14 protein-coding genes are annotated in these 12,100 nt (G+C 56.1%); 8 read left to right on the forward strand and 6 right to left on the reverse strand.

The window, feature by feature from the left end:
* Nucleotides 1-35: 35 nt before the first annotated feature.
* The 3 genes from KFE13_RS05715 to KFE13_RS05725 form a co-directional block, all read right to left on the reverse strand.
* Nucleotides 36-1,457: an ammonium transporter gene (locus KFE13_RS05715; RefSeq protein ID WP_313900685.1), complete on the reverse strand. Its 1,422-nt coding sequence runs from the start codon at nt 1,455-1,457 to the stop codon at nt 36-38.
* A gap of 221 nt (nt 1,458-1,678) precedes the next feature.
* Nucleotides 1,679-1,957: a hypothetical protein gene (locus tag KFE13_RS05720; RefSeq protein WP_260706204.1), complete on the reverse strand. Its 279-nt coding sequence runs from the start codon at nt 1,955-1,957 to the stop codon at nt 1,679-1,681.
* Nucleotides 1,958-1,967: 10 nt separating this feature from the next.
* Complete coding sequence (locus KFE13_RS05725; RefSeq protein WP_260706205.1) at nt 1,968-2,870, reverse strand: alpha/beta hydrolase; 903 nt, start codon at nt 2,868-2,870, stop codon at nt 1,968-1,970.
* A gap of 145 nt (nt 2,871-3,015) precedes the next feature.
* On the opposite strand from KFE13_RS05725, the gene KFE13_RS05730 reads away from it, so the two are divergent.
* Nucleotides 3,016-3,609 carry a D-sedoheptulose-7-phosphate isomerase gene (locus KFE13_RS05730; protein ID WP_260706206.1) on the forward strand — a complete coding sequence of 198 codons (594 nt, stop codon included), beginning with the start codon at nt 3,016-3,018 and terminating at the stop codon, nt 3,607-3,609.
* Between the two features lie 6 nt (nt 3,610-3,615).
* Here KFE13_RS05730 and KFE13_RS05735 read toward each other — a convergent pair whose 3' ends face one another.
* Nucleotides 3,616-3,891, reverse strand: coding sequence for a Dabb family protein (locus KFE13_RS05735; protein ID WP_260706207.1), 276 nt, complete (start codon nt 3,889-3,891; stop codon nt 3,616-3,618).
* A 67-nt stretch (nt 3,892-3,958) separates the two neighbouring features.
* Here KFE13_RS05735 and KFE13_RS05740 point away from each other — a divergent pair, with 67 nt between their 5' ends.
* From KFE13_RS05740 to KFE13_RS05750, 3 genes are read left to right on the forward strand one after another with little or no spacing between them, the layout of a single operon-like run.
* On the forward strand, nt 3,959-4,531 hold the full coding sequence (locus KFE13_RS05740; RefSeq protein ID WP_260706208.1) for a thioredoxin family protein: 573 nt from the start codon (nt 3,959-3,961) through the stop codon (nt 4,529-4,531).
* 8 nt (nt 4,532-4,539) lie between these two features.
* Nucleotides 4,540-5,190 (forward strand): carbonic anhydrase, encoded by a 651-nt coding sequence (locus tag KFE13_RS05745; protein WP_260706209.1) that lies wholly within the window; start codon nt 4,540-4,542, stop codon nt 5,188-5,190.
* Nucleotides 5,187-6,104, forward strand: coding sequence for a bestrophin family protein (locus KFE13_RS05750; RefSeq protein WP_260706210.1), 918 nt, complete (start codon nt 5,187-5,189; stop codon nt 6,102-6,104). The genes KFE13_RS05745 and KFE13_RS05750 overlap by 4 nt, the downstream gene beginning before the upstream one ends.
* An 18-nt stretch (nt 6,105-6,122) precedes the next feature.
* Here KFE13_RS05750 and KFE13_RS05755 read toward each other — a convergent pair whose 3' ends face one another.
* Entirely contained in the window at nt 6,123-6,896 is a 774-nt protein-coding gene (locus tag KFE13_RS05755; protein ID WP_260706211.1) for an ABC transporter ATP-binding protein, read from the reverse strand.
* Between the two features lie 36 nt (nt 6,897-6,932).
* Between KFE13_RS05755 and KFE13_RS05760 the strand changes: the two genes are divergently transcribed.
* Nucleotides 6,933-7,523, forward strand: a complete 591-nt coding sequence (locus KFE13_RS05760; RefSeq protein WP_260706212.1) for a hypothetical protein — start codon at nt 6,933-6,935, stop codon at nt 7,521-7,523.
* A gap of 12 nt (nt 7,524-7,535) precedes the next feature.
* Here the strand turns inward: KFE13_RS05760 and KFE13_RS05765 are convergent, their stop codons facing one another.
* Complete coding sequence (locus KFE13_RS05765) at nt 7,536-7,901, reverse strand: hypothetical protein (protein ID WP_260706213.1); 366 nt, start codon at nt 7,899-7,901, stop codon at nt 7,536-7,538.
* Between the two features lie 107 nt (nt 7,902-8,008).
* Between KFE13_RS05765 and acpS the strand changes: the two genes are divergently transcribed.
* From acpS to KFE13_RS05780, 3 genes are all read left to right on the forward strand, one after another.
* Entirely contained in the window at nt 8,009-8,389 is a 381-nt protein-coding gene (gene acpS / locus KFE13_RS05770) for a holo-ACP synthase (RefSeq protein ID WP_260706214.1), read from the forward strand.
* 153 nt (nt 8,390-8,542) lie between these two features.
* A complete protein-coding gene (locus KFE13_RS05775; RefSeq protein WP_260706215.1) occupies nt 8,543-9,628 on the forward strand; it encodes an MlaD family protein in 1,086 nt (361 codons plus the stop codon).
* Nucleotides 9,629-9,807: 179 nt separating this feature from the next.
* A complete protein-coding gene (locus tag KFE13_RS05780; protein WP_260706216.1) occupies nt 9,808-11,871 on the forward strand; it encodes a M13 family metallopeptidase in 2,064 nt (687 codons plus the stop codon).
* Nucleotides 11,872-12,100 lie beyond the last annotated feature (229 nt).

Consider the following 12,100-nt stretch of genomic DNA (forward strand, 5'->3'; position numbering starts at 1 on the left):
ATTCGTCCATTCCTCTCGACGTCACGCTTATGAGTTTAGTGCGCCCAATCGTAGCCTTCTTCGCCATGCTGAGACAGGTCCAGACCGTCGCGCTCTTCATCCTCACTCACCCTAAGGCCCAGCGTCTTGTCGACGACGAACAAAATGATGAGCGTACCCACAATCGAAATACTCCAGGCAAGAGCAACACCGATGATCTGGTTCAACACCTGATGTCCGTTGCCCTCGAACAGGCCGGTTGCCTTGCCTGCGCCAAAAATGGGGTTAATCGTGCTGTTGGCAAAAAAGCCCGTCAGCACAGCACCCAGGGTTCCGCCTGCACCGTGAACGCCGAAGGCATCCAGTGAGTCGTCGTAGCCGAAGAGAGCCTTCACCTTGACGACCATCAGATAACAGAAGACACCAGCAATCAGGCCGATCCAGATAGCCGAGATGGGGGTAACGAAACCGGCCGCAGGAGTAATCGCCACCAGGCCGGCAACAGCGCCAGAGATAGCTCCCAGAGCCGAAACCTTGCCCTGACGAATCCATTCAGCACCACTCCAGCCGATAGCCGCAGCGGCGGCACCGAAATGAGTCGCGACGAAGGCTGAGGTGGCAAGGGTTCCAGCAGCCAATGCCGAGCCAGCATTGAAGCCGAACCAGCCCACCCAGAGCAGGCAGGCGCCAATGAAGCTAAGAACGACGGAGTGCGGCGGCATTGGCTCCTTGGGGTAACCCAGACGCTTTCCAAGATAGATTGCCGTTACCAGCGCCGAGACACCCGAAGTGACATGAACCACCGTGCCGCCAGCAAAATCCAGGCATGGAATGCGTCCGCCCATTGCCGCGTTGAGGAGGCCACCCTTGCCCCAGACCATATGGGCCATCGGGCCATAGATGAACAGCGACCACAGCACCATGAAGGCCAGCATCGCCGAGAACTTCATACGTTCGGCAAAGGCACCGGAGATCAGTGCAGGCGTGATAATAGCGAACATCAACTGGTAGACCATGAAGGTCTGCGAAGGGATGGTCGGTGCGTAGACATCCGGCGTCAGCCCTACACCGCGAAGAAAAATGTTATGGAAGCCACCGATGAAGGCATTGCCATCACCAAAAGCCAACGAATAGAGCACCACGGCCCATAAGACCGTAATGACCGCCATCATGGCAAAGGTCTGCATCATGGTGCCGAGGACATTCTTTTTGCGCACAAGGCCGCCATAAAAGAGCGCAAGACCGGGGCCGCTCATCATCAGCACCAGCGCCGACGAGACAAGCATCCACGCATTGTCTCCCGAGGTCTGAGCCGCAGCGATGGCATCTTTATTCGCGGCCGCCTGTTTCTCGAGCGCTGCGATACGGTCGGTCTGGCTTGCAGTCTGAGCCTCAGCAAGCTGTCCGGACAGCAGTGGGCCTGCAACAAACATCGTCAGCAAAAGCCCCAAAAACACCTTCACTACGGCAACACGCATGGGTTCCATCACCTGCCTGAAAGATTCTTGAAACGCGAAGAAGAGATACCATTGCCTGTCATCCAGATGACATCATGATCACCGGAGAGCGTTCGGTACACTTCGCTGCAGCATGGGAGCGAAGCCTCGGTTGGTTCGTTGAGTAATTTTAAATTTACACAAGCACTGGCGCTTCTCAAAGCAGGAATTTCACCTCAAGCAGAAGAGCCGATATTTCTCGACTACTGCCTGGAGAGAAGCTCAGCCGCGATCCTCTCCCACTCAGCGGCGATGTCGTCCTTCGCCACGGCTCTGCCCGCCTGCCTATACCAGTAAGCAGCGTTACCGAGGTCGCCTTCTTTACGATGCAGGTAGGCGTGGACCCACGCCGCATCTCTTCCCTGCACATCCTGGGCGATCTCATGCGCGCGATTCCAGTCTCCTTTTGCATCCCACCACAAAGCGAGCAGGAGACCACTGAGATGGTCTGCCGGCATGGCACGAAACTCGGCAATCGTCATAACTTCCTCCCTATGGAGTTGCTGCGGCATATCCGCGCTCGCGCATCCACTTAATGACCAGATCAGGCCAGATGCTGAGCGCAGGATTCGCCGTGGCCAATCCTGCACCATGCGCTCCGTGCTGAAAGAGATGCATCTCGGCTGGAACACCAGCCTTCACCAGCGCCTCATAGAACATGACGCTGTTCGCAACAGGAACGACCGGGTCATCGGTCGTCGCGAAAAGGAAAGTGGGTGGCGTATCGGCAGTAACTCGTGTCTCTGCGGAAAGAGACTTCACCAGAGCAGGATCGGGGTTGTCCCCCAAAAGATATTTTCTCGATCCAGTGTGAGCCGAAGGGTCCATCAACGTGATGACCGGATATGCGAGAACGAGGAACTCCGGGCGGCTACTCTCACGCTCTATCGGATCGGCAGCCTCCGGCGTGCCTGCATCAAACTGCGTTCCTGCAGTCGCCGTCAGGTGACCTCCGGCAGAGAAGCCCCACATCCCGAGGCGCTCTTTCTCGATGCCGAACTCAGCGGCATGAGCTCGCACATACCGGATCGCCCGCTGTGCGTCACCAAGCTCAATCGGGTGGTGGTATCGAGGTCCTAGCCTGTACCTCAGGACGAAAGCAGCTACTCCGCGTTGGTTCAACCAGCGAGCAAACGCGTAGCCTTCTTTGTCGATAGCAAGGTCGTGATATCCCCCACCAGGGACGACAACCACTCCGGTCCGGGTTGTGTTTGGCACTATTGGCAGAAAGACCGTAATCGCTGGCTTATCTGCTTCTGTATCCCCCAGGGCTCCGGGCGCACCCGATGGCCACAAAAGCGTAGCTGGTGGAATCGTCGCATCCTTAGGCTGCTGCGCGAAGCAGGGCCCCGCAATCAAAATCCAGCCGAGAACAACCGTTGCAGTCAATCGCAAATGAATCCCTCCACCACCGTCACACCCCTACTGTAAATAATTCATGTCAAACCACTACATCGGACTGCCAAACAGACCTCGCTTATAGATTTCTGCGGTGCAATCCCTTAGGCTTAACGGGAGATTGCCTTCCCCCGGAGTTCTGATGAAGCATCTGGTACAGAAACAGCTTGCACAATCTATCGGCACCATGCAGGCTACGCTTGCCGATCTTCATATTGCCGACACAATTTCAAAGATTGCAGAGTTGACGGCGAATGCCATGCTGGCTGGCCGCAAGCTGATGGTTGCCGGTAACGGAGGTTCCGCCGCGGATGCTCAGCATCTGGTGGCGGAGTTTGTTGTTCGACTCAGGGCGAACCGTCCTGCACTGCGTGCCGTGGCGCTTACGACAGATACATCGATCATTACTGCGGGCGGAAATGATTTTGGCTTCGACTGCATCTTTGCGAGGCAGATTGAAGCGCTTGGGCAACCGGGCGATATCTTCCTGGGCATTTCGACTTCAGGCAATTCGAAGAACATTCTGCAGGCGATTCAGCAGGCCAAGTCGATGAACATCACGACCATTGGTTTTACGGGAAATGGTGGCGGGCAGATGAAGGCGCTCTGCGATCACAACGTCATCATCCCATCCGATGTCACGATGAATATTCAGGAGTGCCACCTGGCACTGGAGCACATCTTCTGCATGGCCGTGGAACGCTTCTACTTTGGCAAGGATATCGACGCAGAGTAGACCGCCTCAGCTCTCGAAATCGACCTCGAGCGGCTCGATCAGCGGCATCAACCAGGAGAGCAGCTTCTGGTGAATCGGATGGTCGTTGTAGGCCTCATAGGCGGCACGATCTGCGAACTGCATCACGCCTCCCAACTCGTATCCCTGCGAACGAGGCGAGATATTGACGCCTACCGCCGTCTCCATGAGGCCAGGAATCTCACTCTGCAGAGCGCGAATCTCTTCAATCGCCTGCTGCTTTTGATCAGCTGTAACATCGGGCTTCCAGCGAAAAGCAAACATGTGGATGATCATGCAGTCAGTGTAACGATCTCCGCATAGAATAGGTGGAGCAAACCGGAGAGTCCGTATGTCGAGAACACAGTCGATGATGGTTGAACTGGGGACTGTCGCTCCACCATTCGAGCTGCAGGACGTGGTGACAGGCAAGGCAGTCGGACGTGACGATGTGGCCGCGGGTCACAAGGGACTGCTGGTTATGTTCATCTGCGTGCACTGTCCTTATGTGAAGCATGTAGAAGAAGAGCTGGCCCGTATCGGCCGCGATTATGAAAAGACAATTGGCATTGTCGCAATCTCGTCGAACGACATTGCCAGCTATCCGGATGATTCCCCTGAAGAGATGAAGAAGCAGGCCGAGAGACTAGGCTTCCGATTCCCTTACCTCTATGACGAGACGCAGGAGGTTGCGCGCGAATACGACGCCGCATGTACACCTGACCTGTTTCTATTCGATGGCGAGATGAAGCTGGTCTATCGCGGACAGCTTGACGACAGCCGCCCCCGCCGTAAAGATTTCGGCAACGACCTTCCCGTGACCGGCAAGGATCTGCGTGCTGCACTGGATGCTGTCATTGCTGGAAAACGACCTGACATAAATCAGAAATTTGCCGTAGGATGCAACATCAAGTGGAAGGAGTAGCAGAGCTCATGGACGGTGTACTTAATAAATTGAAACTGGGCATCCTCAAGTTCCAGAGCGATATCTATCCAGAGCAGGCGCAGACGTATCGCAAAGCAGCAAGCGAGCCGCAGCGGCCTGCTGCCTTGATCGTCACCTGCGCCGATTCGCGCATCGACCCCGAACTGATTACGGACTCAGGCCCAGGAGAATTGTTCGTAACACGCAACATCGGCAACCTTGTACCCGCCTATGGGGAGATGATGGGCGGCGTCAGCGCGGTCATCGAGTACGCCGTCAGCGCCCTCAAGGTAAAACACATTGCCATCTGCGGCCATAGCGACTGCGGCGCCATGAAAGCTTTGCTGAATCCGGAGAGCCTGGAATCCATGTCTACCGTAAAGCGCTGGATGCGAAATGCCGAAGCAGCGCTCAGCGTCGCCAGCTCATTGTCGGACAAAGATGACAAGCCGAGCGAACGCCTGCGAAAGCTGACCGAAGAAAATGTTCTGCTGCAGGTCCAGCACCTGCGCACACATCCTTCTGTCGCCGGAGCCGTCGCGCGCGCAGAGCTTACGCTTTCCGGCTGGGTCTATGACATTGGCACCGGACAGGTCCGTATCTCTGAAAATGGAGATAGAACTTTCCACCCTGTCGCACAAAAAGGCACAGCTCGATGATTGCGCCGCAACACCGGCAGCTGGTCCTGAATACGTTGCGCTATGTAGGCTGGCCTCTCCTGGTACTTCTGATCTACGACATTGCAGTTGTGATCGCGTACAAGGAAGGCTATCTCCACTGGGCAGCGTTGAACCAGATTCCCGTATCCCTGCTGGGTTCAGTCATCAGCATCCTGGTCGCGTTTCGCAATACGACATCCTATGCCCGCTGGTGGGAAGCCCGCACACTATGGGGTTCGATTGTGAACAACTCCAGAAGCTGGGGGCGTCAGGTCACGACGGTGCTCCGTTCGCCCGCCGGACAAGACTCCGTAGAGCTGCGCCAGTTGCAGCAGCGAATGGTTTACTACCAGATTGCGTGGGTCCACGCGCTACGGGCGCACCTGAGACGGACCGACCCCTGGGAAGATCTCACAGCGTTTCTGTCCGAGGAAGAACTGGCCAGCCTCAGGCAGGAAAAGAATGTACCCGTGGCGATTCAGCAACGCCAGAGCATTGTTTTGCGCGATGTTCTCGATCGTGGCCTGATCGATGCTCTGCAATGGCGCGCTATGGACGAGAGTCTGAACGATCTTGTGGATGCACAGGGCGGCGCAGAACGCATTAAAAACACGCCGATGCCGCGTCAATACGACTACCTGCCGCAGTTGTGCGTACAGATCTTCTGCATCCTGCTGCCGCTGGCTATGGGAGCCAGCATGGGATGGTTTACACCGCTAGGCTCAGCGCTGGTCGGCTTTATCTTCCTGACTCTCGACAAAATTGGCCGCGACCTCGAAGATCCATTCGACAACACAGTCCACGATATTCCGCTCACATCGATCACGCGGACGATCGAGATCAACCTGCGGCAGATGCTAGGCGAAACCAATCTTCCAGAGGCTGTTGTGCCAGTTCGGAATGTCCTCTGGTAAATCGGTAGATAGAGCCGATCAACCTTCGTGGACGATACGCCGGGTTCCCTGTTCGACGCCCGTGATCTCGCCGTCGCGCATATGCAGAATGCGGTCGGCAATCTGAGCGGCCTCAGGATTGTGCGTAATCATCAACACCGTCTGATTCAGATCACGGCTTGATCGCTGTAGCATCTCAAGAACGGCATCCGAGTTCTTCGTATCGAGGTTGCCCGTAGGCTCATCGGCCAGAACAATAGACGGACGCGAGATCAGCGCCCGTGCAATAGCCACACGTTGCTGCTCTCCCCCTGAAAGTTCGTTGGGTCTATGGTCGAGCCTGCCTTCGATACCGAGAAGATGGGCGAGATGATTAAGCAGCTCGCGATCCAGAGGCTTTTTCTTTTCTGCACCAAGGTTGGCGATATCGTGCGCGATCTCGATATTTCCCATCGCAGTGAGCGTCGGCAGCAAATTGAACTTCTGGAAGATGAATCCTATCTTTGCCCGGCGCAGGCGTGTTCTCTCGATATCAGAGAGCTTTGAAAAGTCAGCACCATCGATAATCAACGATCCGCTTGTCGGCGAGGTAAGGCCACCCAGGATGTAGAAGAGCGTCGACTTACCTGAACCGGACGGGCCTACGATCGAGACAAATTCTCCCGGCACGACAGAAAAACTGACGCTACGCAGCGCTGGAACCTCCAACTTGCCGGAACGGTAGGTCTTCCCAAGTGCCTGCGCCACGATGATGGGTTGAACCGCAGCACTGGCCGCAGGTATGGTCGGAGATGAGGATGCATTGATCGTCATGAGTTACTTTGAGTTTATCGTGAGCAGGGGCCGCGAATGCGCCTGACTGAGCTTTTGCTGCTTATCCTGGTGGGGTGGACGCTGGTCGGAGCACTCGGGGTCACCGTCTCCTTTCGACAGCAACAGCGGCCTAAAGCCTTGCATCATCTAGGCTGGATTGTTGCCATCTGGATTGTCTATCTAAGCACTGTGATCGGAGTCTCACTGGCGCAGAAACAGCGATTTGTCGCCTTCGGCGCACCCCAATGTTATGACGAGATGTGTTTTGCCGTCGTGGGACTGGAAGAACTGCCCGGATATCCCGAACAAAGCAGCCACCTTGTACGCGTGAAGATCAGCATCACCAATCACGGACACAAGCCTGAGAGCGAAAGCTTGATACGCGCCTATCTGGTAGACCAGCAAGGTAGGCACTGGGGCGAGGAGCCCGGTCTCTCCGGAGTCAAACTTACAGCGCGAATATCAGGTGGAGAGTCTGCCATCAGCGAACCCGTCTTTAAACTTCCCGCCGATGCATCTCCCGCTGGACTGATTCTTTCGCACGGGCGCATGCAGCCAGGCGTCCTGGTGATTGCCGATTCCGACAGCCTGTTTCACAAGCCGACGATATTTCGATTGGCGAAGTAATGAAGCCCACCATTAGACCGGCGTACTCCCCGAAGCAAGAAGCGAGTGCAGCGTAATATCTTCGAGGAAGCTGATCTCCAGCCGCAACGTAATAATCTGCCCCAGATCGACCGAGGTCGCAGCATTTCTGCGGCAGGTGCAGAGATCGGTAAGCGCCAGATGCGAGGAGCGCGTCAGTTCCAGCCCCGCAGCAACGATGCCTCCGTATAGCTCGATGATGGAGCGGAGTTGCGCCTCCACACGTAGCTCGACCATGCTGGCCGAGAGCGTGCGTCGGTCGATAACCCAACCGCCTCCATCAGCCAGTGCGGTAAGAAGCACCGGCAGCAGCCCTGCGCGGTCGTCGTAGCTAAAACTTTGTAGATCGAGCGATTGCATGAATGATCGTCCTGTCTTTCCCCTTCATCGGAGAACCCAGGTTGAAGCGTGATAGCTGCGCGCGGTACGGTGGTCATATGACCAATGTGAGCGGAGCGAGGTAACTCATGGTTCTCGGCGTAGGGACCGATCTGATTGAGATCCGAAGAATCGAAGAGAGTATCGCGCAATTTGGAGAGCGCTTCCTGAATCGCGTCTTTACCGCCGGGGAGATCGCGTACTGTCAGGCAAAGAAGAAAGGAGCGGCGGAAAGCTTCGCTGCCCGGTTCGCCGCCAAAGAAGCCGGAGCCAAGGCCCTGGGAACAGGGATCAGTCGTGGCGTCAGATGGAAGGAACTTGAGGTGCGCCGCCAGCCGGGTGAGCGCCCCACCTTGCACCTGAGCGGCCGTGCAGCAGAACTGGCAAATAAAATGGGACTCCGCCGCCTCTCCCTCAGCCTCTCCCATAGCCGTGATGTCGCGCTGGCAGTTGTCATCGCAGAAGATTGAAAGCTTGAAACCCTGGACTGCAACCCTGCATCCATTCAAGGCAGGTCTTAAAGGATTGCTACAGCACGGAATGCACCAGATTTAGAACGCTGTCATGTATCCTCACAGTACAGAATTGGTGAGCAACACCAGGATCGCTTTTCAAGGAGAGCTATGCCCAGTCAGCAGGAGGTTCGATGGTCACAGTTGAAGATAGGCCTCATAGTCCTCGTAGCTGCAATCATCCTGGTGGCACTTCTCTTCCTCATGACCAGTTCGGCTGGAATCGGCATCTTTTCTCATAAGCTCACGATCACAACCTACTTTGAAAATTCCGCCGGCTTGAAACCCGGTGCGCCGGTCAACTTGCAGGGTGTCACCATCGGCAATGTCAAAACGGTCACAGTCGTCTCCTCACCTGAGCGTAAGCTGACACCGGTTCAGGTCGTCATGAAGCTGAACGAGAAATACGCTGACGAATTGAAGAAGGACTCCAAGGCATCGCTGACGACAATCGGTGTGCTGGGCGATACGGTCGTCGATATTAATAGCCAGTTCGCCGTGGGTCCTCCTTTGCGTGACGGCGACGAGCTAAAGACGCTGGAAACCCCCAGTCTGACGGATGTCGTCAAGGCGAGCCAAGGCACAATCGAGAGCCTCAACGTCATCCTTGCCAAGCTGAACACGATGGTCGACAACATGCAGTCCGGTAAGGGGTCGCTCGGCCAGATCGTCAGCAACCCGGACCTCTACAACAAGCTGAATGCGACGATCGACGAACTGCACAAAATGACCGTGAACCTGAACAACGGTAAAGGGTCGCTCGGCAAACTGGTCACGGACGACACGCTCTACAACCATCTGAACGATACGGTGGCAAAGCTCAACAACATTACGACGGAGCTGGACAAGGGCAACGGTACTGCCGGCAAACTGCTCAAGGACCCTTCACTGTTCGATAACCTGAACTCGACGCTGAAGCACGCCAATTCTCTGATGGCCGAGGCCGATGCCGGTAAAGGTGGCCTTGGATTGCTGGTCAAAGATCCGCAGTTCCGTCAGCAGCTAAGCAACACGGTCACGCAGGTGGATAAGCTGGTGACTGGAATCAATGACGGCCGCGGAACGCTGGGCAAGCTGGCTACCGAGGACACGCTGCACACCAACATGAACCATCTGCTGACGAACAGCAATGAGCTGGTCACAGCGATACGTCAGGATCCGAAGAAATATCTGACGATCCACCTGAAGATTTTCTAAGACCCCTCATAGTAATCACGCCACTTCTTTCATTTTTTGTGACCAACCGCTTATGGCATAAGAGCCACAAGCACATACACAGGGTTGGGATACAGGTAGTCCTTTTCATCGCCTCCTTTGCAAGAGTAGTGTTGAAGACATCGCAACAATGAACTCTTGTACTAATTTCAAGGAGAGCCATGAACCTGAGGTCTTTCACACTTCGGGCTGCTGCAGTACTGACACTCAGTGCTTCGCTGCTTCCAGCCACCGCCGAAGATATCTCCGGACCGAAGTCCGTCCCTAAGAAACCCACCATCTTCGACAAGTCCGCTATCGATACTTCCGCCGATCCCTGCGTGGACTTCTACCAGTACGCCTGCGGCAACTGGAGAAAGAACAACCCTATCCCGGGTGACCAGATCCGGTGGGGACGCTTCAACGAGCTGGCCGAGTACAACAACTACCTGCTGTATTCCGAACTGAAGGCCGCCGCCGACGCTCCGAAGACGCCTCTCCAGAAGAAGTACGGTGACTACTTCGCTGCCTGCATGAACGCCGATCTCGCCGACAAGCTTGGAGCCAAACCGATCCAGCCGATTCTTAGGACGATTGCGGATTGGAAGGACCGCAGAACACTGGCGAACTTGATGGGAACGACCGAGGATAAGTTCGCTATCGGATACCTGTTCGACTTTGGCTCCGGCCAGGACCAGAAGGATTCCAGCCAGCAGATCGGCGAGGTGGACCAGGGCGGCCTTGGGCTGCCCGACCGCGATTACTACCTGAACCAGGACGATCGCTCGAAGAAGCTGCGCGAGCAGTATGTCGCCCACATCGCGAAGATGTTCACCCTACTGGGAGACAGCCAGGAGCAGGCAGCAAAAGAAGCGGCGAACGTTCTCGCTATCGAGACGGCGCTGGCTCAAGGATCCATGTCGCGCGTCGACCGCCGCACACCGGCCAACGTGTATCACATCATGACGATCGCCGAGCTGCAGCAGCTTACCCCCGACTTCAATTGGACCACATACTTCGCGGCCAAGGGGCAGAGCAAGCTGAAGACGGTCAACGTCGCCACGCCCGAGTTCTTCAAAGCGATGAACGCACAGCTGGAAGCAGCAGACCTGGATGCCCTGAAGAGCTATATGCGCTGGCATACCGTTCATCGCTTCGCCGCCAACCTGAGCGAGCCGTTCGTCCAGGAGAACTTCAACTTCTACGCGGCTACGCTCGCCGGCCAGAAGGAGATTACCCCACGGTGGAAGCGCTGCACCGCAGCCACCGACCGCGCTCTGGGGGAGGCCGTCGGGCAGGATTGGGTAGCAAAGAACTTTCCGCCCGCCGCCAAAGACAATATGGAGAAGCTTGTCACTGCGCTTGAAAAAGCTCTCAACGAAGACATCAAGCAGCTGGACTGGATGAGCGACGCCACAAAGGTTGAGGCAGAGAAAAAGCTCGACGCCTTCCGCCGAAACATCGGCTATCCGGAGAAGTGGCGCGACTACTCTTCGATGAAGATCTCCCGCAACAATGCGGTGAGCAATGTTCAGCAGGTCGCGGCCTTCAACGACCGCCGCAGTCTGGCAAAGATTGGCAAGCCTGTGGACGAAAAGGAATGGAGTATGACTCCGCCCACGGTCAACGCCTATTACCGGCCATCGATGAACGACATCAACTTCCCTGCCGGCATTCTGCAGCCGCCGTTCTATGACTTCAAGATCGACCCGGCGGTCAACTTCGGCGGTATCGGTGTCGTTATCGGCCATGAGATGACGCATGGCTTCGACGACCAGGGCAGCCAGTTTGACCCGAAGGGCAATGTCAGAATGTGGTGGACTGCCGACGACCGCAAGAAATTCGACGAACGGACGGACTGTGAGGTCAAGGAATACTCGAGCTTCGAGGTCGCCCCGGGCCAGAACCTCAACGGGAAGCTGACGCTCGGCGAAAATACAGCCGATAACGGCGGCCTGCGCATCGCATATAAGGCCCTGATGGAAACCATGGCCGAACAGGGCCTCTCCACCACAGCGAAGACCGATGATTACACCCCGGCGCAGCGCTTCTTCCTGGGTTTTGGCCAGGTCTGGTGCGAAAACATCACCGAGCAGGGAGCACGGCTACGGGCAAAGACCGACCCGCACTCTTCGGGCCGCTGGCGCACCAACGGCAGCGTGCAGAACTTCGAGGAGTTCGGCAAGGCCTTTGGCTGCAAGGTTGGCCAGCCGATGATGCCGGTGAATGCCTGCCGCGTCTGGTAGCCGAAAATTTTCTCAGAAAGCCCAGGCTTCGGCCTGGGCTTTTTCTTTTTCTGGTGCGTCAAACTACCGGCAGCAGGTTTCCCTAAAGCAGTCAGGCATATGAAAAGCATCACGATTCCATCCCCTGAAGGTGGCACAAACTCGTTTCACCTTCTACAATATGCAGAGGAATTTATCCCTAAGAATTGCTCGCTACAGACGACGCCGGAGACCGGTGTCGGCGAGGATT

It is taken from the genome of Edaphobacter flagellatus (assembly GCF_025264665.1).
GTDB classification, from domain to species: Bacteria; Acidobacteriota; Terriglobia; order Terriglobales; family Acidobacteriaceae; genus Edaphobacter; species Edaphobacter flagellatus.